This is a genomic window from Acinetobacter sp. AG3, assembly GCF_022343575.1.
Classification (GTDB): Bacteria; Pseudomonadota; Gammaproteobacteria; order Pseudomonadales; family Moraxellaceae; genus Acinetobacter; species Acinetobacter guillouiae.
This window is the reverse complement of sequence record NZ_JAKQZD010000001.1, coordinates 3,248,199-3,270,952: the sequence shown is the minus strand read 5'-3', so window position 1 is coordinate 3,270,952 and position 22,754 is coordinate 3,248,199. Positions and strand designations below refer to the sequence as shown.

The 22,754-nt window shown below is 38.3% G+C and carries 19 protein-coding genes and 1 pseudogene; 10 read left to right on the top strand and 10 right to left on the bottom strand.

Annotated elements, in window-relative coordinates; genetic code table 11:
* Positions 1–174: 174 nt before the first annotated feature.
* From cueR to L3V46_RS15115, 6 genes are all read right to left on the bottom strand, one after another.
* On the bottom strand, positions 175–639 hold the full coding sequence (gene cueR / locus L3V46_RS15140; protein ID WP_034618209.1) for a Cu(I)-responsive transcriptional regulator: 465 nt from the start codon (positions 637–639) through the stop codon (positions 175–177).
* Between the two features lie 21 nt (positions 640–660).
* Positions 661–3,144 carry a heavy metal translocating P-type ATPase gene (locus tag L3V46_RS15135; protein WP_239046148.1) on the bottom strand — a complete coding sequence of 828 codons (2,484 nt, stop codon included), beginning with the start codon at positions 3,142–3,144 and terminating at the stop codon, positions 661–663.
* Positions 3,145–3,549: 405 nt separating this feature from the next.
* A complete protein-coding gene (locus L3V46_RS15130) occupies positions 3,550–4,431 on the bottom strand; it encodes a CopD family protein (protein ID WP_239046782.1) in 882 nt (293 codons plus the stop codon).
* A gap of 138 nt (positions 4,432–4,569) precedes the next feature.
* The gene (locus L3V46_RS15125; protein ID WP_239046147.1) at positions 4,570–4,941 is read right to left on the bottom strand and encodes a copper resistance CopC family protein; all 372 of its coding nucleotides are present in this window, start codon (positions 4,939–4,941) and stop codon (positions 4,570–4,572) included.
* Between the two features lie 263 nt (positions 4,942–5,204).
* Positions 5,205–6,596 carry a heavy metal sensor histidine kinase gene (locus tag L3V46_RS15120; RefSeq protein WP_239046146.1) on the bottom strand — a complete coding sequence of 464 codons (1,392 nt, stop codon included), beginning with the start codon at positions 6,594–6,596 and terminating at the stop codon, positions 5,205–5,207.
* Entirely contained in the window at positions 6,586–7,269 is a 684-nt protein-coding gene (locus tag L3V46_RS15115) for a heavy metal response regulator transcription factor (protein ID WP_004722117.1), read from the bottom strand. Before L3V46_RS15115 ends, L3V46_RS15120 begins: the two co-directional genes overlap by 11 nt.
* 151 nt (positions 7,270–7,420) lie before the next feature.
* Here L3V46_RS15115 and L3V46_RS15110 point away from each other — a divergent pair, with 151 nt between their 5' ends.
* Together L3V46_RS15110 and hfq are read left to right on the top strand one after the other, a co-directional pair.
* Positions 7,421–7,753 carry a hypothetical protein gene (locus L3V46_RS15110; RefSeq protein ID WP_239046145.1) on the top strand — a complete coding sequence of 111 codons (333 nt, stop codon included), beginning with the start codon at positions 7,421–7,423 and terminating at the stop codon, positions 7,751–7,753.
* A gap of 159 nt (positions 7,754–7,912) precedes the next feature.
* A pseudogene (hfq, locus tag L3V46_RS15105) lies at positions 7,913–8,125 on the top strand (RNA chaperone Hfq); the annotation flags it as partial.
* A 56-nt stretch (positions 8,126–8,181) separates the two neighbouring features.
* Here the strand turns inward: hfq and L3V46_RS15100 are convergent.
* Positions 8,182–9,314, bottom strand: a protein-coding gene (locus L3V46_RS15100; protein WP_225367773.1) for an IS3 family transposase whose coding sequence is annotated in 2 segments (ribosomal slippage) — positions 8,182–9,062 and positions 9,062–9,314 — 1,134 coding nt in all. Because the reading frame shifts where the segments join, the coding sequence is not laid out codon by codon here.
* A 59-nt stretch (positions 9,315–9,373) separates the two neighbouring features.
* On the opposite strand from L3V46_RS15100, the gene L3V46_RS15095 reads away from it, so the two are divergent.
* A complete protein-coding gene (locus L3V46_RS15095) occupies positions 9,374–9,562 on the top strand; it encodes a hypothetical protein (RefSeq protein ID WP_239046144.1) in 189 nt (62 codons plus the stop codon).
* Between the two features lie 864 nt (positions 9,563–10,426).
* Here L3V46_RS15095 and L3V46_RS15090 read toward each other — a convergent pair.
* Entirely contained in the window at positions 10,427–11,227 is an 801-nt protein-coding gene (locus L3V46_RS15090; protein WP_004819927.1) for an undecaprenyl-diphosphate phosphatase, read from the bottom strand.
* Between the two features lie 306 nt (positions 11,228–11,533).
* On the opposite strand from L3V46_RS15090, the gene kdpA reads away from it, so the two are divergent.
* From kdpA to L3V46_RS15065, 5 genes are all read left to right on the top strand, one after another.
* Positions 11,534–13,258 carry a potassium-transporting ATPase subunit KdpA gene (kdpA, locus tag L3V46_RS15085; RefSeq protein WP_239046143.1) on the top strand — a complete coding sequence of 575 codons (1,725 nt, stop codon included), beginning with the start codon at positions 11,534–11,536 and terminating at the stop codon, positions 13,256–13,258.
* A 10-nt stretch (positions 13,259–13,268) separates the two neighbouring features.
* Entirely contained in the window at positions 13,269–15,299 is a 2,031-nt protein-coding gene (kdpB, locus tag L3V46_RS15080) for a potassium-transporting ATPase subunit KdpB (protein WP_239046142.1), read from the top strand.
* 20 nt (positions 15,300–15,319) lie between these two features.
* Complete coding sequence (kdpC, locus tag L3V46_RS15075) at positions 15,320–15,925, top strand: potassium-transporting ATPase subunit KdpC (RefSeq protein ID WP_239046141.1); 606 nt, start codon at positions 15,320–15,322, stop codon at positions 15,923–15,925.
* Between the two features lie 253 nt (positions 15,926–16,178).
* Complete coding sequence (locus L3V46_RS15070) at positions 16,179–18,833, top strand: sensor histidine kinase KdpD (protein ID WP_239046140.1); 2,655 nt, start codon at positions 16,179–16,181, stop codon at positions 18,831–18,833.
* Positions 18,834–18,860: 27 nt separating this feature from the next.
* Positions 18,861–19,568, top strand: a complete 708-nt coding sequence (locus L3V46_RS15065) for a response regulator (RefSeq protein WP_034618127.1) — start codon at positions 18,861–18,863, stop codon at positions 19,566–19,568.
* A gap of 915 nt (positions 19,569–20,483) precedes the next feature.
* On the opposite strand, the gene L3V46_RS15060 is transcribed toward L3V46_RS15065, so the two are convergent.
* The gene (locus L3V46_RS15060; protein WP_171077820.1) at positions 20,484–20,654 is read right to left on the bottom strand and encodes a hypothetical protein; all 171 of its coding nucleotides are present in this window, start codon (positions 20,652–20,654) and stop codon (positions 20,484–20,486) included.
* Between the two features lie 505 nt (positions 20,655–21,159).
* Here L3V46_RS15060 and L3V46_RS15055 point away from each other — a divergent pair.
* Both L3V46_RS15055 and L3V46_RS15050 read left to right on the top strand, forming a co-directional pair.
* Positions 21,160–21,381 (top strand): hypothetical protein, encoded by a 222-nt coding sequence (locus L3V46_RS15055; RefSeq protein WP_004722098.1) that lies wholly within the window; start codon positions 21,160–21,162, stop codon positions 21,379–21,381.
* 378 nt (positions 21,382–21,759) lie between these two features.
* Positions 21,760–21,912, top strand: coding sequence for a hypothetical protein (locus L3V46_RS15050; protein WP_004819938.1), 153 nt, complete (start codon positions 21,760–21,762; stop codon positions 21,910–21,912).
* A gap of 59 nt (positions 21,913–21,971) precedes the next feature.
* Here the strand turns inward: L3V46_RS15050 and L3V46_RS15045 are convergent, their stop codons facing one another.
* A complete protein-coding gene (locus tag L3V46_RS15045) occupies positions 21,972–22,736 on the bottom strand; it encodes a helix-turn-helix transcriptional regulator (RefSeq protein WP_239046139.1) in 765 nt (254 codons plus the stop codon).
* Between the last annotated feature and the right edge of the window lie 18 nt (positions 22,737–22,754).

The following is a 22,754-nucleotide window of genomic DNA, read 5'->3' as shown; positions in this document are numbered from 1 at the left end:
CCCATTGCGCTGAAAAAGAAGTGAGTTGCATGAAAGTCAATTCATTCTAGTAATGAAAAGCTCCCTCCTTTTCAAAGGTGAGAAGTATTACTTCGCAAGGGGAGGATTAGCTTTGCAAAGGGGAGGATTTTAAATCCTAAACTGATCAGTAGAGGATTTAAAAAGCTTTAAATCCTATTTAACTTTTTGCTGCGCAAGTGGAGACACAGAGAGAGAATCATTTTGATGATAGCTTTCTTGAAGTTCAATATCTTGCTTTTGCAACCCCTCAAGAATTGGACAATTCGGTCGATGATCACCCGCACAACAATTGATGAGGTTTTGCAAAGTATTGGTCATCTTCTGCAATTCAGTAATACGGATTTCCAATTTTTCGATATGCGAGAGCGCGAGTTGCTTTACATCGGCACTGTGTCGATTTTTATTGTTCCATAAATCCAGAAGATCTGCGATTTCTGCAACCGAGAAGCCGAGCGATCTTGAGCTTCGAATAAACTTGAGCCGTTCAGCATCTTGATCGGAATAAGAACGATACCCAGCATTACTTCGACCCACGGCTGGAATCAGACCAATTTGCTCATAATAACGAATCATTTTGGCAGAGATTCCAACAGTTTGAGACAGTTTTCCAATATTCATGGTGATTCTCTCTACAAGCTTCTACTCGAAAGTAGAAGCGGGTTGAAAACGACGTAAACGTAAGGCATTGGCCAAGACGAATACACTAGATAAAGCCATTGCACCTGCTGCAAAGATTGGCGAAAGCAGGATGCCATAAGCAGGATAGAGTAGTCCCGCTGCAACTGGAATCAACATGGTATTGTACGCAAAGGCCCAGAACAAATTCTGATGAATATTGCCGATAGTGGCTTTTGATAAAGCAATAGCATTAGCAACACCTTGCAAGTTACCTGACATCAATACAACATCTGCCGACTCAATTGCAACATCCGTACCTGTACCAATGGCAAGACCGACATCGGCTTCGGCTAAAGCAGGTGCATCGTTGATCCCATCACCGACAAATGCAATATTGCCATATTTTGCTTTAAGGCTTTGTACCGCTTTGACTTTTCCTTCAGGGAGAACTTCCGCAATCACTTCGTCAATACCGAGCTGGCGAGCAATCGCTTGTGCTGTACGGGCGTTGTCACCTGTCACCATCGCAACTTTAAGACCGAGTTGATGTAAGGCTTTAATGGCACTTGGCGTGGTTGATTTAATTGGATCTGCAACTGCAATTATCCCTGCCAACTTGCCTTGAATTGCCACATAAAGCGGTGATTTACCTTCATCACCTAAACGTTGTGCTGCACTTGCAAAAGGTGAAATATCAATATTGAGCTGGAGCATATAGCGATCTGCTCCAATATGAATCTCTCCATTTTCATCGATATCTGCATAAACGCCCATACCTGTCACAGAATCAAATTGATTCACTTTGGGTAAGGTCAGGTTTTCTTTGATGGCAGCATCTACGATGGCTTTGGCAATCGGATGCTCAGAACGAGATTCAACGGCTGCCACCATACTTAAGACATGATCACGCTGAAAAAATTCAGTGACTTCAAAATCTGTCAGTACAGGATGACCTTCGGTTAATGTCCCTGTTTTATCTACAGCAACAACATTGGCATCTTTCAGGAGTTGTAATGCTTCACCTTTACGGAATAATACCCCAAGTTCAGCACCACGTCCTGTGCCGACCATAATTGAGGTTGGCGTTGCTAATCCCATTGCACAAGGGCAGGCAATAATCAGTACAGCAACGGCATTGACCAAAGCGAAAGTTAAAGCAGGGGAAGGGCCGAAAATCAACCAAATCAAGAATGTCAGTACAGCAGCAGCCATGACAGCAGGTACAAACCATAAAGTGATTTTATCAACCACAGCTTGAATCGGCATTTTCGCGCCTTGTGCTTGCTCAACCAAACGAATGATTTGTGCAAGCATGGTTTCGCCACCTACAGCAACAGCTTTAAAGCTTAAGGTGCCATTTTGGTTAATGGTACCACCGACCACATCACTGTCTATTTTTTTCTCTACAGGGATTGGTTCACCAGTAATCATCGATTCATCAACAAAGCTTTTACCTTCAATGACTTTTCCATCTACAGGAACCCGTTCACCGGGTTTGACAATGATAAAATCACCCACCACAACTTGATCGATTGGAATATCAACGATTTGATTATCACGAGAAACATGGGCCACTTTGGCTTGCAGACTGACTAAGCGCTGAATTGCCTCTGAGGTTCTTCCTTTGGCTTTTGCTTCAAGAAAACGACCGAGTAAAATTAAAGCGACAATAACAGCAGCGGCTTCATAGTAAACATTGACTGTTCCAGCCGGTAAGATGCTGGGCATAAATGTTGCGACGATGGAAAATAGATAAGCCGCCAAGGTACCTACAGCAACCAGTGAGTTCATATCTGGCGCTAAACGCAATAAAGCGGGTAAGCCGTGGATATAGAATCTTCGACCCGGAATCACCAAAACCAGTGTGGTCAGAATAAACTGTAAATACCAGCTATTTTGTATCCCGATGGTCTGAGCGATCAGGTGGTGCATACCCGGAATAAGGTGCGAACCCATTTCTAATATAAAAACAGGTAACGCAAAAATAGTGGCAAGTATAAGGTCTCGTTTTAGCTCAGCGCGTTCTTGATCTTTTTTTTCGAGGTGTTCTGCTTGATCTGGAATAGCGCTTTGAATTTGTTTGGCATCATAGCCAGCCTTGTCTATTGCTGCGATTAAAGCCGCGACATTGGCTGTACCTGTAATGGTTGCGCGTTCAGTTGCAAGATTTACATTTGCCTCTTTAACACCGGGAACGGCTTTTAGTGCTTTTTCAACACGGCTGACACATGAGGCGCAAGTCATTCCATCAATCGATAATTCTGTGGTTTCGTCAACGACATCATATCCAGCATGTTCAATCGCATTGATCAGTGCTTGGCGATCAATGCTGATATTCGATGTAATGTCAGCACGTTCAGTGGCTAAATTCACAGATGCTTGGGTGACACCATCGACTTTTTTAAGTGCTGTTTCTATTCGACTGACACAACTTGCACAACTCATACCCTTGATTTGAAAACTACTTTTCAAATCAGAAACACGATCATGTGATCTATTTTCCATAAGTCATACCTATAAGTCTTATTCCATGATCTAAATGCTAAACTTTGACATAATGGTAAGGTCAAGTAAAACAATTCAAGTTTTTATAACACCTTGTTGTCAATATAAATTTAGTTTATGAACATAGACCAATAAAATATTTTTTGACTTATGGTTTACGCATCTCCTTTATTTTTAATCCTTGTTCATTATTACTTATATATAAGGCTTCTTTTATCAATCATTTTAAAGCATCAATCAACATAAAAGCGCCCTCATCCTAGCCTTCTCCCAAGGGGGAGAAGGGACTTTCAATACCCATATCATTCATTCAACATGATCATTTTTTATCTGGGCAAGAACGATGCATTGTTTTGTTTATAGTGCAAGATAATGCTCTCAATTCAATGATTTATATCCGTATTTTTAATCAATCCCAACCACTGTGGTGATGTAGCTGGTGGTGAGTAGAATCAATAAACCCAAATACATTTCAAATAAAATGGCACAACTTAAATATTGTGCAAATAAAGGTTCCTCAAGTCGTGGAGTAAGAAACCATTTATTGAAAGCAGCAAGTAATAAAATACTGCCCACAAATGCCAGTTTAAGAACAAAACCATGACCATACGAGGTATAGATTAAAGTATTCAAATCTTTAAATAATAACAGTGCAATAGTGATACCACAGAGGATTAAGATTCCGACAACAAAGGCTGCAATTCGCCCAAATGCCTCCATGAGTTTTCTTAATGACCGACCACTGATTTTATGGCTCATTTTCCATAACGGATAGAGTGAGCCCATCCATAATGACATGAAAAAAACATGAATGCTGAGTAGAATTTGAGCAAAAAATGCTAAGTTGGTGACATGCCCGATTTGGGAATAGCTATAAAGAATCGGGATAAGCAATACCGCAAATAGTATTTTTTCAAAAGTGGTAATATGGGTGGTTTTTTTGCCCAATTTGATGGTTAAAAGCAGAAAAATTAAGGCAAAACTGATGATTCTGACAATGTGTATTTGCCCAGTGTCTGTATTCAAAAGAATATTGAGATAGGTTTGATCAAAAATACCGGAAAGTCCTGCGTTGGCAAAGCTACCTACCAAAATAAAAAAGCCTAAAGTGCTTCCAACCAGACCTAATGTCGCACCTAAGTGCATATACTTGAGTAGTGTTACTTTTATGCTGGTATAACGCCAAAGTAAAAAATAACAAAAAGCACCGCCAATCATGAAAGCAGTACTGAGATATAAGGTAATTTTTGTTAGCCAAGTTGACCAGATCCAGAATTCGAACATTATTTTTTTTCCTTTATCCGAGTCTGTTGACAATTCGCCTCAGTTTGCGACAAATCAGACCATTGATGAAATGCCAACACACCCTAACAACAGTTCAGTCGCTTGCTGAATATTGTTTATCAATCTTCAATTTCTTTGGTTTTATTTAATTGTGAAGCTATATTCATTGTTCATGTTATGCCCATCTTTGCCCATTGTTGTCCAAACAACAAAATATTTGCCTTTTTTAAGTGCGGGAACAGGAACATTAAATATTTTTTTTAGATCATGATTCACTTTATAGTTAAGTGGAATATTGGTTCTTTGTGCATCTAGTAACTTAATATTCATTAACATGACTTCTCCACTAAAATTAAGCACTAAACTTTTAGGCGCAGCGGTAATGGATGCATTCATTGCAGGAGTAGTGCTGGTTAAATCAACATGAGCCATGGCATTGGTCGCACTAATGAGTATCACTGTACCCAATAAGGCATTACGTAGTTTGGTCATGTTATTTTGTGAGGATTTCATTGAATGTTCCTTTTACTGGTGTGTTTAGACCTTGATTATTAAAGAGCGTGATAGACATCAGAATGACTTTAAAATTACACTTTTGTTATTTAGAAAAACTAAACAATAATAAATATTAAAAGATTTTTAAGGCGAATTGAATATCTGTTAGTCAGAAAAGTTTAATTATTTTTAATAATGGGTTTGCGATTTAATTTTTACAGCTGTATTTTCAACAGCTGCTTGAAGGTGTGATTTTATTTAAGATACTTTTGCGCTGTAGATCATGTTGGCAGATATTCATTTTTAAAAATCACTGTGAAGATCACTAAACCATCTCGTGATTCTGCTTGGATGCTTGCACCATGTAAGGCCAATATCGACTTGGTAATGGCAAGTCCTAAACCTGTACCATCTTCAACACGTTGACGAGAGGCATCTGTTCGATAGAAACGGTCAAACAGCCGAGATAATTGTTCAGGAGATAAGGTAGGACCTTCATTTTCAACTGAAAAACTGGTGTGATCTGCTGTTTGTTGGCATTTAATCTGAATGACTGAATTCGACTTGCCATATTTAATTGCATTGGAGATTAAATTACTCAGCGCACGGCGTAGCATCGCAATATTTGCATTGACTTTCCCAGTACCGACCAGATGAAATGTGATATGTTTTTCTGCGGCTAAAGCATCATAAAACTCAAATAAAGTATTAAATTCTTCGTATAAATGAATGGTTTGTACGTTTTTAAGGTTAAGCCCATTTTCTGCTTTTGCCAAAAACAACATATCTGAGACGATTCTTGCCAGATGTTCAAACTCTTCTAAATTTGAAAATAAGACTTCTTTATAGGCATCGATATCTCGACTGCGCGACAAACATACTTGTGTTTGCGTCATTAGATTGTTGATCGGTGTACGAATTTCATGGGCAAGATCCGATGAAAAGTCTGAAAGCTTTTCTAAAGCCGACTCTAAACGGTCCAACATTTCATTAAAGGCGATGGTCAGTGATTTTAATTCTGTTGGGGTATGCTCAACCTCTAAGCGCTCAGATAAATTTTGCGCTGAAATCCCTTCTACAACTGTGGCTATTCTTTTGATTGGACGCAATCCTCGCCAAACAGCAAACCATCCTAAAAACATTAAACACAGTGCAGCAATTAAACAAATATAAAATAGCTGATGTTTAAATTCATTTAAAAAAAGCATGTGTTCTGAAGTATCAATCGCAACAATAATTTGGGTAGATTGAGCCTCTTCATCGTCTTCAAAAATATTTTGATAGACCAGTCCACGATAATGTTTATCTTGGACTTCCCATCTAATCCATTGCTCAAGATCTGGGTTGGCAATGACTTGTGGTGCGATGGCCATTTGTGCGGAATTAAATACAATTTGATTCACAGGCCGTTCAACTTGCACAATCAGATTATCATGTCCAATCAGAGAATCTTTTAATGCAACATTAAGTTCTTTAGAGTTAGTTGGATGTTGTTTTAATAGATTTTGTATCAGCTGAATTTTTCCCTCAAGGAGTACTCGATCTTCACTTTCAAAGTGTTGTGTGACTCCGAGGTGTATCACGAAGCCCATGATAATTAAAATCGTTACAGTGGAGAGGGAAAAAATAATGGCGATTCGGAAACTAATCGCATTGAACAGCTTACGCCTCATCTTCTACCTCTAGAACGTAGCCCATTCCTCGAATATTCTGAATCAGTTTAGGTGTAAAGTTACTGTCAATTTTATTTCTTAAACGTTTAATTGCAACTTCGACAACATTGGTGTCACTGTCAAAATTCATATCCCAAACTTGTGAGGCAATCAGCGCTCGTGGCAAAATTTCACCACGTCTACGCATAAATAATTCCATCAATGCAAACTCTTTCGCGGTCAGGTCAATACGTTGCCCCTCACGTGTTACACGACGTTTTCTGATATCAAGTTCAAGATTGGCAATACTAATTAAGTTACTGTCTTCTCTTTGCTGTCCGCGACGAAGTAAGCTTTTTATTCTTGCGAGAAGTTCAGCAAACGCGAAAGGTTTTACCAAATAATCATCCGCACCCAACTCTAATCCTTTTACGCGGTCTTCAATTTGATCTCGCGCTGTTAAGAATAAAATCGGCATGGTTTTTCCATTTTTACGCACAGCTTCTATAATATGCCAGCCATCTACCCCAGGTAGCATCACATCTAATATGATGACATCGTAATCTTCAGAAAGTGCATACTGTTTACCTGTGAGCCCATCTGTAACCCAGTCAGTAATATAACCCGCTTCAGATAAACCTTGTTTAAGGTAGTCCCCAGTTTTTTGTTCATCTTCGACTAATAATATTCTCATGTTTGCTTCCTAGAATACTCTTTAAAAATATAATAGCGTGATAAAACTAAAGAAAGGTATAGATTACATAAATGTCACTTTCAAGTCATCTTAATGTTCAATAGTCCGATTTATTGTACCACTTAAGAATCTCAAGCTTGGAGAGGTATAAATGCGAGCAATTTTACAGCGCAGTTTAATGAGCGTGATCTGTCTGGGTACGCTGATGATAACGACTCAATCTTGGGCAGATGCCTCTAAAATGCCGAATAAAACGGATCCTCAAACCGCAGAAAAAACGCCAATGCAATGCTCTATAAAGCCTTGTAATGCGCAGCATGAAGCCAAAAAGTCTAACAATGAACATGCAGAGCAACAGCATGTACATTCAACTGAAATGGCACAAACGACTCAATCGAGTGGGGTTGATATGGCACATGTGATGATGAAGATGGATCATTCAAATATGACGATGCCAGCTATTTCTACGACAGTAAGTAAGTAACACCATAAAAGATTCATGTTGAAATTCAAAGCTTAGGGGATAGATGGCAAAGTTGATTCATCTATTTTGAAAGAAATTAAAATTCGCAGGATGCGTTTAATTATAAATTTTATTTAAAAACGATATTTTTTAAGTATTTAAAAGTTTTGGGAGTGTCATATGTCTAAAATTCAAACCTTACAAGATCCGCTGTTAAATTCTCTCCGAAAAAAACATATTCCAGTTTTTATTTTTCTGACCAATGGGATTAAGTTACAGGGGCATATTGAATCTTTTGATTCATATGTCGTGTTACTAAGGAACAGTGTAGGGCAAATGCAAATTATCTATAAACATTCAATTTCTACTGTTCTGCCTACACGCCATCAGAGGTGGTCCCACATGTTTGAACAACTAAAAGCTTATTTATAAGTGATACTCTGCTCTAGTTAAGCTACCTTATTTTGTTGTGGTAGCTGGTCATAGTAAAACTCATCTGGAGTCATTTTGTCCAGACTCGAATGAGGTCGTTTCAAATTATAAAATTCAAAATATGCGTTTAATTGCTTCTTCGCATCCAAAACATTGCTGTAGGCTTTGAGATACACCTCTTCATATTTAACGCTCCGCCATAATCGTTCAACCATCACATTATCAACCCATCGACCTTTACCATCCATGCTGATTTGGATGTCATTTGATTTCAATACATCAATAAATGCATCACTGGTAAACTGACTGCCTTGGTCTGTATTAAATATTTCAGGTCGACCATATTTTTCAATAGCTTCATTTAATGTTTCTATGCAAAATGTAACCTCCATACTAATCGATACTCTATGCGCAAGTACCTTGCGGCTATGCCAATCAATCACAGCACATAAATAAACAAAGCCTTTTGCCATAGGGATATACGTTATATCCGTAGACCACACTTGATTACTGCGCTGAATAGCCAATCCTTTGAGCAGATATGGATATTTGCGGTGAGCTTGATTAGCCTGGCTTAAATTTGGTTTGCAATATAACGCATTAATGCCCATTTTCTTCATTAAAGTACGTGTATGACGTCGTCCTATATGATGTCCTTGACGATTCAACAAATCACGCATCATACGGCTACCTGCAAAAGGGTATTGCATATGTAACTCATCCATACACCGCATCAGCTTCAGATCTGATGCACTCACAGGTTTTGGGCGATAGTAATAACAACCACGGGAGACTTTCAGCAGCTGAGCTTGCTTAGATACTGAAATCTGAAGTGAGTCATCGATTAACTTTTGTGGTTGAAGCGGCCCAGTTTCTTCAACACACCTTCTAAAAAATCAATTTCTAATGCCTGCTCACCGATTTTTGCATGTAGTTTTTTTAGATCGATGGGTGGTTCTGTTGGAGCTTTTGATTGATCGAAAGCTTGCGAGGAAGCTGAAATCAGTTGATTTTTCCAGTCGATAATTTGGTTTTGATGAACATCAAATTCAGCACTCAATTCAGCAAGTGTTTTTTCTGCTTTAATCGCAGCAAGTGCTACCTTAGCTTTAAAATCATTTGAATGATTTCTTCTTGGTCTACGTGCCATAAAATACTCCATATATTGATGTTTATAACATCATTTGGGGAGCAAAATATCACTTATAAGTGTTGTTCAAATTTCCTGATCCACCTCTGATCAAAGCCTCTCTTGCAAGATTTGATCATCAACACAGTTACAATACCTTTGAAAATGATCGTGAATATTCATTTGATAGCCAAAATGACTTTGGTTATGAAAATGGTTTTAATGATGAAAAACACTTTGAAGATATTTCTGAAGATGAAAATACTTAAAAATTAGATCATCCAAGGCCCGATCAAATATATAAACAATTGAGTGGCTTTATCTAAGTGATCCTTTGTCTATATATAGACAGCATAAGGATTTTAGTCTGGTTTTTCAGTCTTTAACATTTCCTGTTAAATATTAGGCTTCTTTATATAAGGCCTTTTAAAATCCATAGAGCAAGATGAAATCGCCCTCATCTTATAGTCAAACCACTTAATTATTCATACAAGTGATTTATATCAAATCACTGATCATAAATGAAGCTCATGTTTTTGTATGAATTTTTAGAAACTATTGATTATTCCTTCGGTTTTTGTACTTTTGAATCCTAGATGGTTATCCTATCGTGGGGCGACAGGGATATCGCCGTTAGGCGGGGGTACAGGACGTACCCCTCGCCTAACATGAGCAAAAACAAAGCACTGCTTTGTTTGCAGCGTAAGGTTTGGCATCCCCTGCAAAAAGTGAGGCATCGCCTACGCAAAGCTATTTAAACTTTGAACGTAATGTGTGGCATTGCAAGCTTTTTTATAATCAAATAATTTAATTTTCTATGTAATTAATTTAATTGAAAAATATTGATTAAGAGAAATTATATTCTTGTTTTTGAGTTTTTTGAGTTTTTTGAGTTTTTTGAGTTTTTTGAGTTTTTTGAGTTTTTTGAGTTTTTTGAGTTTTTTGAGTTTTTTGAGTTTTTTGAGTTTTTTGAGTTTTTTGAGTTTTTTGAGTTTTTTGAGTTTTTTGAGTTTTTTGAGTTTTTTGATAGGTTGACTATATTTAAGAGATAAAAAAAGACCCACAAGATAAGTGGGTCAATACGATAAAAAAACATAGGCAGATTTAAATTTAGCTGCTTTCAATTCACATAATTATAAAAATACAAACAGTAAAATAATACCCAATACCACACGGTACCAAGCAAACACTCTCAACGTATGTTTTTCAACAAATTTGACCAAAGCTTTGACCACCAAAAGCGCAGCAATAAATGCAGCCACAAACCCTATTGAAATATTAATCAGGTTGTCTGAGGTTAAAACATCTGCATTTCGAATTAAATCATAGGTTGCAGCACCTAACATGGTTGGCATTGCAAGGAAAAAAGAAAATTCAGTTGCCGCTTTACGTGATAAACCAGACAACATCCCGCCAATAATGGTGGCGCCTGAACGTGATGTTCCCGGAATCATGGCAAGACATTGGGCAAATCCAACTAAAATTGCCTGTTTTAAGGTAATGTCAGTGGCTTCAATAGTTTTAGGTTCAAACTTTCTGGCTTCTACAGCAAAAATAATGAAGCCCCCGATGATTAAAGCAAAAGCCACAACCAAAGGACTAAATAGCACTTGTTTAATAAAATCTACTGCTAAGACCCCAATCACCACCGCAGGAATAAATGCAACTAAAACATTAATCGCAAAACGTCTGGCTGCAACATCGCCTGAGAAAAAGCCGCGAATTAATTCGATAATTTTTTGTCGATACAGCCAACATACGGCCAAGATAGCACCCAATTGAATCACCACCTCAAACACACGTCCCGAATCTGAGTGAAAATCAATGAGATGACCAAATAAGATCAGATGTCCTGTGCTTGAAATCGGTAAAAATTCAGTTAAACCTTCGATTAACCCCAAAAACAATGCTTTAAGCAGTTCAAAATTTTCCATAAATAAAATAAACAAGCGTTCTAAAATTTGAACCTTTGTAATGTATTTAACGCTGTTTATAAATCAAAAAAGACAAAATTTTACGAAATTTTTACGCGGCTGATCTGACTGTAAATAGAGAGTTTACGGGGTATTTTCGGATACTGAGTTGTGGAATATCCCAGCGTTTAGGATGAAAAAGATGAGTGCTAAATATATAGCGCATCAACAAGTACAGCATCCAAAATTATGCGTACTTCAAAAACATATAAATCATTGCAATATCGACATTTTTAATTTGAGCCAATCAAGTTGGGGGGGAATGTCATGTTAGAGTTTATCTTAGTCTTGGTGATTGTGGTGCTTTTGGCTTTTCCTTTAGGGAAATATCTTGCCTGTATTATGCAAAACCGAGAGATGAAAATTGATCCAATTTTTAACTGGATTGAAAAACCGATTTATCGTGTTTTGGGTACACATCCTGATCAAGGGATGAATGCAAAAACCTATTCACTCAGCTTTGTCGCGAGTTGTATCGTCATCGGATTGGTCACTTGGCTGTTGTTTATGTGCCAAGCAAGTTTGCCACTCAATCCAAATAATGCGCCAAATATGTCATGGGATTTAGCCCTGCATACTATGGTTTCATTTCTGACCAATACCAACCAACAGCATTATTCAGGTCAAGCGCAACTGTCATATTTATCACAGATGGTTGGTATTGTTGGATTGCAAATCATTACGCCAATGATGGGCTTGGCAATGGTGGTCGCAACTGTCCGTGCCTTGTTTTATCCGCAATCGAATGCTTTGTCAGAAGCAGATCAAAACCTAAGCTTTCAAAATAAAGTTGAAAAAATCAATGTCGGTAATTATTGGGCCGATGTGATTCGTCCAACCTTTCGGTTTTTAATTCCGCTATGCATGATTTGGTCATTATTACTCAATAGCCAAGGTGTGCCATCAACTTTTCAAGGTGGTCCAGAAGTTCAAGTGATTGATCAAACCACTGAATTAAAAACTCAAAAAATTCCACTGGGTCCTGTTGCACCGATGGTTGCGATTAAGCAATTGGGCAGTAATGGTGGGGGGTGGTATGGACCTAACAGTAGTGTGCCATTGGAAAATCCAACACCATTTTCAAATTTCTTAGAAATGATTGCGATTTTACTTATTCCTGTCGCCGTGATTTTTATGTTGGGTTTTTTAACCAAACGCGCAAAATTTGCTGGTTTTGTTTTTGGCTCAATGTTGCTGATGTCGGTTGTTTCAGCCACGGCGGCAATTTGGTCTGAAAGCCTGTCATCTACCGCGATGCAAATTTATGCCATGGAAGGAAAGGAAGTGCGTTTTGGTGAAGCATCTTCCGCATTGTGGGCCGCCATAACCACACAGGTCAACAATGGTTCCGTCAATATGATGCATGACTCTGCATCGCCATTAACAGGTTTAGTGGCGCTGGCGAATATGCTAGTTAATGCGATTTGGGGCGGGATCGGCTGTGGCTTACAGCAATTTATGATCTATCTGTTTTTGGCTGTATTTATTGCAGGTCTGATGACAGGGCGTACACCTGAATTATTTGGCCGCAAAATCGAAGCAGGGGAAATTAAATTACTTGCTGTGGTGATTTTGATTCAGCCAATTACGATTCTCGGTTTAAGCTCAATCGCTTTGTTTTTCCCAGAACTTACAGGCAATAGTAATCCGCAATACCATGCCATTTCGCAAGTGTTGTATGAGTATGTTTCGGCCTTTGCCAATAATGGTTCTGGTTTTGAAGGTTTAGCAGACAATACTGTGTGGTGGAACGTGAGCTGTGTGATTGCTTTATTGCTTGGACGTTTTCCAACATTGATCATTCCTTTAATGATTGCTGCGCGTTTAGCTGCAAAGCGTCAAGCTCCTGAAAGCAGTGGTAGTTTAAAAGTGGAAACACCAACCTTTGCTTTCACCCTGATTGCCATTGTGGTGATGTTGACCTTATTACAATTTATGCCAGTCCTTGTTTTAGGACCGATCGCTGATCAGCTGTTATTGGTACAAGGCTAGGGTGAATAATATGAACCATTCAAAACAATCTACGCAAAATAAATCATCAACTTTATTCCAAGGTGAAGCTTGGAAAAATGCCTTGATTAAGTTGTTACCACAACATGCGATTAAAAATCCAGTGATGGCGATCGTATGGCTGGGTACCCTCATCACATTGGTCAGTACTTTAACGGGCCAAGCCGATACTGTATTTGGTTTAGCGGTGACCTTGATTTTATTTATCACTGTATTATTTGCCAATTATGCTGAAGCGATTGCCGAAGCCAAAGGTCGAGGTCAAGCCTCCTCCTTAAGACAAGCACGTCAAAACTTAACCGCACGTCGACTCAGTGCTAAGGATGATCTAGAAGGCGTACAAGTCGCTGCAACTTTATTAAAAATGAATGATCTGATTGAAGTCCGTGCAGGGGAACTTGTTCCTGCGGATGGTGAGATTATTCATGGTTTTGCGACCATTAATGAAGCTGCGGTAACCGGTGAGTCAGCGCCAGTTTTACGTGAAGCAGGTACCGATAAGTCCGGTGTGATTGGGGGAACTAAGGTTTTAACGGATCGTATCGTGGTACAGGTGACGGCCGAAGCAGGTAATAGCTTTCTTGACCGAATGATTGCTTTGGTTGAGGGCTCCAATCGTCAAAAAACACCAAACGAAATCGCACTAGGTATTCTACTGACTGTGATGACCGTGACCTTTATCGCGGTGGTGGTGAGTTTACCTTTTATTGGGCATTTCTTAAAAATTGAAATTAACCCGATTTTATTGGTGGCTTTATTGGTGTGTTTGATTCCAACCACCATTGGTGGCTTGTTGCCTGCAATTGGTATTGCGGGGATGAATCGGGCATTAAAAGCCAATGTGATTGCCAAATCAGGTAAAGCTGTCGAAGTCGCGGGTGATGTGGATGTATTGTTACTCGATAAAACAGGAACCATCACCTATGGTGATCGTCAGGCAACAGCATTTTTCCCACTGACTGGGGTGACTGAGTCGGAACTACGGCAAGCTGCGATATTGACCTCACTTGCAGATCCAACACCAGAAGGTAAATCCATTGTGGTTTTGGCAAAAGAGCAAGGTGAACATATTGTTGAACCTGAACAGGCCGAGTTTATTGCCTTTAATGCCGCAACGCGAATTTCAGGTGTAAATTTACTCAGTGGTCAGCAAATCCGTAAAGGGGCAGTAGATGCGATTGTTAAATTCGCTTCACAGAATATTGAACATCATAGTGAGCTTAAAACGCGGGTAGAACAGGTTGCTTCAAAAGGTGCAACGCCGTTAGTGGTGGCAAAGGATCAAAATATTCTGGGGGTGATTGAACTTTCAGATGTGATTAAACAAGGCATCAAGGAAAAATTTGCTCGCTTACGTGAAATGGGTATAAAAACGGTCATGGTCACAGGGGATAACCCGCTGACTGCTGCTGCCATTGCAGCTGAAGCAGGTGTCGATGACTACATCGCTGAAGCGAAACCTGAAGATAAGTTAAATTGTATTCGTCATGAACAGAATAAAGGTCATTTGGTTGCTATGGTTGGTGATGGAACCAATGATGCACCTGCTTTGGCACAAGCGGATATTGGTTTGGCAATGAACTCAGGGACACAGGCTGCAAAAGAAGCGGGCAATATGGTGGACTTGGATTCAGATCCAACCAAATTATTGTCTGTCGTTGAGATTGGTAAACAGCAGTTAATTACCCGTGGTGCATTGACCACCTTTTCATTGGCCAATGACGTTTCCAAATACTTTGCCATTTTACCTGCTTTATTTGTTGCAGCCATTCCTCAAATGCAAGCCTTAAATGTGATGCGCTTGGGAAGTTCAGAAAGTGCAATTCTCTCAGCACTGATTTTCAATGCCATCATTATTCCATTATTGATTCCAATTGCTTTACGTGGAGTGAAGTTTAAGCCTTCAACATCAACGCAATTGTTACGTCGAAATATGCTGATTTACGGTGTGGGTGGTGTGTTGTTGCCATTTATTGCGATCAAGCTGATTGATCTGATGATCAGCCCTTTATTGGCGCTTTAGAAATTTTGAGGATGATTAAAATGAATACTGAAAATAATCGATTGGTTGAGTCATCATTCGCTGGACTAACACGGGCATCGCTGGGATTAACCATTGTCGCATTGGGTCTCTGTGGCTTTGTCTACAGTGCTGCGGCAACAGGGCTGGGACAAGTTTTTTTTGATCAACAAGCCAATGGCAGTTTGATCGTAGAAAATGACCGAGTTGTCGGTTCTAAACTGGTTGCACAGCCTTTTGTACAAGCGCAATATTTCCATCCACGACCTTCTGCTGCCAATTATGATCCAATGGCCATGGCAGGAAGTAATATGGCACGAACTAATCCTGATTTACATAAAGCAGTAGAGGAGCGTTTAAACAAAATTGCAATACAGGATCACATTGAAAAAAGCGCGATTCCTGCGGACTTGGTCACGGCTTCAGGCAGCGGAATTGATCCTGAAATCAGTGTGCAATCTGCAATGATTCAAGTAAAACGCATTGCCAAAGCAAGACATTTGCCTGAACAGGATGTGCTAAGGTTGCTGCAAGAAAATAGTATACAACCGACATTTGGAATTTTAGGGCAAGCCAGAGTCAATGTACTTGAATTAAATTTGGCTTTGGATCAAATTGGAACTCAATAAAGGGGTTGCAATCATCAATGCAAAATGAATCTGTGTTGATGTAATTGATTCTCTATGATTTTTGAAAAGCGGGCATTATTGAGATTTTATTCTCTTATAAATTTACAATATTCCCTCTTTGATATTGCAGATGATTCAAGCTAAATCAAACGACGGTTTTTTCTGTGTTTCTTTGCTGGCCTGTGTTTTTTGCTGTATTGAATGGTCGCAAAGAAACACCACAGTGATGTAATTTTTAAACAAGCAGACGGCGATGAGCGATTATAGAAATAATAAAGCAGATGTTTTACTGCAACACACTCAGCGTTATCAATCTGGGCGCCTTACTATATTTTTAGGGGCTGCACCTGGTGTGGGGAAGACTTTTGCAATGTTAGTGCGCGCGCATGAACTGGCCTTGCAAGGGATCAATATTGTGATTGGCTATGTTGAAACCCATGGTCGCATTGAAACTGAAAACCTCATCTCAGGTTTGGTGATTATTCCAAGAAAGACGATTGAGTATCAAGGGCATGTTCTTGAAGAAATGGATCTTGATGCTGTGCTGGCAAGCAAACCCAGTATTGTTTTAGTAGATGAGTTTGCACATAGCAATATGCCAAATAGTCGTCATGAAAAACGCTGGCAAGATATTAACGAATTACTGGATGCGGGTATTGATGTATTTACCACAATGAATATTCAGCATCTCGAAAGTTTAAATGATGTGGTCTATCAAATTACGGGTATTCGGGTGACTGAAACCGTACCTGATCGGGTCTTTGAGCGGATCCGTGATATTCGATTAATTGATTTACCTGTTAATGAATTACTTGAACGTTTAAATCAGGGCAAAGTCTATGTGCCTGAGCAAGCTGAACAGGCATTACAACGATTCTTCAACAGTTCAAATCTGACCGCATTGCGTGAATTGGCAATGCAAACGGTTGCCAGTCATGTCGATACCGATGTTCGAGAAAATTTTGCTATACAAGGGCTAGTCCCCATTCCTTTAAAAAATCATATTTTAATTATGATTGAGGGCAATGGGCAGGCGGAGGCTTTGGTTCGCGCAGGTTGTCGTATTGCCGAAAATCGGCAGGCAAATTGGACAGTAGTGGTCTTTTCTAAAGATTCAAAAATAACCGAAAAACAAGACAATTTATCTGGTCGAGAAATTGAACGCGCTTTAAACCTCACCCGTCAATTGGGCGGGATGACGGAAATCCTTTATGGTCAACAACATGCAAAAACGTTGTTTGATTATGTGATGGATCGAGGGATTTCAACCTTGGTGTTGGCACAATCGCATCGTAAAGCCTTTGTATGGGGTGTAAACGTATGGGGTGTAAATTTTGTTGATCAATTACTTAAGTACCAGCCAAGTTTTGAATTGAGTATCGTCCCGATTCTTGCAGAACATCGCCAGCAATCATTTTTTCAGGATACGCATTCATTTCTAAATCTTAGAGAAATATTATTCGTTATATCAACCACAGTGGTCAGTATTGTGATTGCCAGCTTAGGTGAAAAGTATTTAGGAATCGAAGAGCTTTCGGTGATATTTATCACTGCTGTAGTTTTTGTGGCATCTAAGACACGCATGCTGGCTGCGGTATTTTCGGCACTGTTGTTCTTTTTGGCTTATAACTTTTTCTTTATTTCACCCAAATTCACTTTGCAAATTTCTGCACATCAGGGCGTGATAACCGTGGTTGCCTTTTTAGGCGCAGCGTTGATTTCAAGCCGTTTGGCATCAAGACTGAGAGAACAAGTGACTGCTTTAAAGGCTGCCAATAGCTATAACAGCATTATGCAGGATTTAGGTCAAAAGCTGTCTATCGCAATTGATTTAAAGCAAGTGCAGGAGATTGCAGAAAACAGTTTAAGTAAAAACTTAAATGCCGAAATCTGGTTTTATTTCCCAGAATCGTCAACGTCATCACTTGAGGTGATTAACAGTAAAGAAAAAATTTCAGCAGATTGGACATTTAAGAACCATCAACCATCGGGACGGTTTACCCAAACCTTGACTGAAAATGATTGGTGGTTTTTACCATTATTGGCGTCTAAGCAGTGTTTTGGTGTAGTCGGGGTTAAGTTTCTTAAAAATGTATCGGTTTTAAATACAGAACAGAAGCAATTGACTGAAACCATGGTTGAATATATTGCTCAAGCGATTTCTCGAACCCAACTCACTAAAGCATTGGAAATCGCCAATGTCAGTTCAGAAACAGAGAGATTGCGTTCGGCCTTGTTATCCTCCGTCTCTCATGATTTACGTTCACCTTTAGCCTCTATGATTGGTGCAGCTGATACTTTGAGTAATTATCGGCATTCGATGGATGAACAAGATCAAGATAGTTTGTTGGAGGCGATTCATTTAGAAGGCGAACGGCTGGATCGTTATATTCAGAATTTATTGGATATGACACGCTTAGGCCATGAAGGTTTAAGTCTTAAACGAGATTGGATTGGTGTCGATGAGTTGATTGGTTCAGCGGTACGCCGTTTAAAACGTTATATGCCGCATAGTCTTGTTGAAGTGGATTTACCAGAACAAACATTGAGCCTATTTGTGCATGCGGCTTTGATTGAACAAGCGATTTTTAATGTGTTGGAAAATGCAGCCAAGTTTTCTCCAGAAAATAAAGCGGTAACGATTAAAGTTTTACAACTCAATGAAAACGAAATTGAAATTTCAATTAGCGATCAAGGTTTGGGTATCCCAGAAGATGAACGAGAGCGAATTTTTGATATGTTCTATACTATGGAACGTGGTGATCGCGGGCAGTATGGTACGGGATTGGGCTTAACCATTGTTAAAGCCATCATTGGTGCACATATGGGTAAAATTTCGGCATCTTCAGCCAAGAATAATCAAGGCACCTGCATCCGTATGCAATTGCCAATTCAGCAGATTGGATAAGCGCACATATTGATTTTAGGAAAAAGCATGCCAGAACATAATGTATCGACAAGTTCCATGACCAATGTATTGATTATTGATGATGAAACTCAAATTCGTAAGTTTCTCGATATTGCGCTTAGAGCACAAGGGTATAAAACCCTACTGGCTGAAAATGGTCAAAAGGGCTTAGAGCTTTTGGCTTTGCAAGGTGCTGATTTAATTATTTTAGATTTAGGGCTACCTGATTTAGATGGTTTAGAAGTTTTGTCTGAGTTGCGAGCGTGGTCACATGTCCCTGTGATTGTTTTGTCGGTTCGTTCTAATGAGGAGGAAAAAGTTAAATTACTGGATGCTGGCGCCAATGATTATGTGACGAAACCTTTTAGTGTTCAGGAGCTGATGGCACGGATCCGTGTATTACTCAGACAATTTCAAAATATTGCTGTAGAGTCCGCTTTTTTTGATGATGGATTTTTAAAAATTGATTTTGCCCAAAGACAGGTGTTTCTTAACCAACAACTGATTTCACTGACACGTAAGGAATATCAATTGCTGACTTTATTGGCGCAACATAAAGGGCAGTTGATTACTCAACCACAAATTCTCAGTGATTTATGGGGTCCTACTCATCAGGAAGATACCCACTATTTAAGAATTTTGGTGGCCAAATTGCGTGGAAAACTGAATGATAATGCGGTACAACCCAAATATATTGTGACTGAACCGGGTGTGGGCTTACGCTTTGTAGGCTAAGCATGGCTAAATCTTCTTTGAGATTATTGGTCTCTTACCGTATTTACAGTAGATGGTTAAAATTAAACTAAAAGATTCTTTGTAAAGTGCAGAGTAAGGGGCTTTTTATAGTCAACCTGTCAAAAAACTCAGACACAATAATATAATTATCCGTAATCAATATTTTTAATTTAATCAATAGTATGTAAAAGTTATTTGATTAAAAAGTTAGCAATGCCACACTTTATATTTAAAGTTTAAATATCTTTGCGTAGGCGATACCTTACTTTTGAAAGATCAAAAGTAACAAAAATCTTTCGTTTAACAGGGCTCTTGCGCTGCAAACAAAGCAGTGCTTTATTTTTGCTCATATACCCCCGCCCAACGGCGACATCCATGTCGCCCCACGGTAGGATACCCATCTATGATTCAAAAGCACAAAAAACGAAATACTGACAATAAATATAGTTTATTTATTAAATCAAACAATTAAGTGATTTATTCAGACTTGAACGAGCACCTGTATTTTAAATTTCACTAAGAGTTTTGGCCTTATATTGATAAAACTTTATGATTTGAATTTAGAATTATGAGGATTGAATAAATAAAGCGTAATCAAATATATTTTATCCGCTTTCACCTGCTGATCTGTGTTAACTTAGCTTTGATCGAATCCGTAAGCGAAACGGAAGTGTTTAGGTTGTTACAGGAATTGCGTATTCCCTCTAAATAGATTTAAAACCTAAGCAGTTAACGCTGAGCATGAGATCGCAGCATGCCGATCTAAAAAGCCCGCACTATTGTGGGCTTTTTTACATCATGAAGAAAACTGAATATTTTAGTAGTTAACGTCTAAATTTATATGACACACAATAAAAAAAACTTACCAAGTATCGGTAAGTTTTTAGATAAAGCTGTATAAATTAAACGTTAATATTATTTAGGTTTATTTTCTTCAGCTGGTTTAACTTGATTATTGTCCTGATTTGGATTCGGCGGTGTCACACCGGGAGTTGCTTGTGGTGCATCTTTAGCAGGAGTTTGCTCAGCATTTTTAGTATCAGAATTTGCTTGAGTTGAATTTTGCGAAAAACTTTTAAATGACATTATAATCTTCTTAACTGTGAAGTGAGTCTGAATAATAGCCTTTTAATCCACTTACACTAAGGTAGTTGTGAGAGCCATATGTGGAGATATGTTGGCTAAACTGAGTTTATATCGACAAAATATATTTATAAAAATATCAAATATTTGTATGGTGTTGTTTTAAATGGTGATATAGAAAATCTTTAAATCTAGGCCTGTACATAAACATCACAAAGCCATTATATAAAGAAGAACTTTTAATTTAAAATAATAAAATGTTATTTAAGTTGCATAATCTGCTGAATAAGCGTATTATGAAAAATACTAAAGCAGATGTGCTTAATATATAAGCAAGACTTGAAGGTTGGCTTCAACTCTGACTTCTGCAATATCAAGCTGATGTAAATATCAAAAGTTTAAATTAAGGTTAGATGCCTTCTTATCGTTAGTTCCAAAAATATATCTGTTGGTCTTAATAGTTAAATACTTCTCTGTTTGCAAAAGCTCAAAACAATTGAGTGAAAAAATGAATATTTTAAATGGCTGGACAATAGCCTCTGCAGTAAATGGCGATGAAATTCGCGTAAAGATCGTTCCTTTAAAAAGACAACAAAGCAACCGTACTGGTATGAGTTGGGTCGAAGTAGGGAAAAAGATTGAATTAGAATCTGGTGACGATCGTCAATTTAATATTGATGGTTCATCTTTCTATCTTAATCAAAATCAACTTTATCGTATTGCGATATAAATCGTAATCAATGTTTTAGAAAAGCTCATCGTAAGATGGGCTTTTTATATGGGTGAACGAAAATAAAAGGTAATATAAAAGGTATCGAAAGTTAAAGAATGATTTCTGATCTGTGTTGATTGATCGATACTCGATAATTTTAAAATGATTAAATGGAATTAAAATCTCATAATAAAAACTTACCATGTGACTGTTTGGTTAAATACCGAAATAGATTAAATCAGCCATAAGACTGAAATTTCGATGATTTATCTGAATCTTTGAAATCAAATGTAATAAAGTTTCACATAAACTTGCATAACTCACATATCGAAATACTTTATTAGAAATTTGATGTTATTCCTAATAGACGTTATTCAATTCAGTATGAGGTACATCATGTTAAAGACCGTAGCATTATTAGGGACTGGAATTGCAATTGCTTGCTACTATCAGTCACATAAAAATAATCCTCAGAAAACCAAGGGTAAAAATTTAGCCAAAACCAAAGATGATGATCATAAAGAGTCCTCAGCAGAAGCAGTACATTAAATTTTAATGAAAAACCACCGATTCGGTGGTTTTTTAATATGAACAGAGCAATAAAAAAATTATTTAAAACTTTGAGGTGGATGCCCTAAGTGCCGTTTAAACATCGCACTAAATGCACTCTGGCTGGTATAACCTAATGAAGCGGATATATGAGATATACTTTTGCCTTGAGCCAGTTGGCTTAAGGCCAAGACAATGTGCATTTGTTGAATCCACCCACGATAGGACAAACCTGTTTCTTTTTTAAATAATCGAATTAAGGTTCTTGGACTCGTGCCAATTTCATCAGCCCAGATATTTAATTCCTTAGCGTTGTTCGGATTATTAATTAAATAGTCACAGATTAAGATAAGACGTTTATCTTTAGGTTTGGGAATTTCTATTGGATATGTAGGTGCCTTTTTTATTTCATCAAAAATTAGCAGTTGTAAGGATTTCTCTAAATCTTCGCTGTATGGCGTTTCGTGATCTTTCATTGTATCTAGTTGATTAAGCCTAAGAACTAATTCACGTAAAAGGTTACTCATTCTCACTAAAAAACATTTTTCTCCCAAAATATCTGCAGCATTTTTTTCAACTAAAGCCGTACTTAATCTGACCTCGCTTAATGAAATCACACTGTGTTCAACAAATGCAGGGATCCACAGTGCACATTGCGGAGGGATAAGCCAGATATGATCAGCCGTTTGAACACGTATTGCACCTTGAGACGCATAGAGCAACTGCGCGCGGCTATGCATATGTGGTGCGATAACACTTCCATATTTATGCTTGGAGCCTTTAGAAATAACCAATGTGGTTACCGAGTCTGAGTTTACTGGCATCGATATACACTCTTAAAA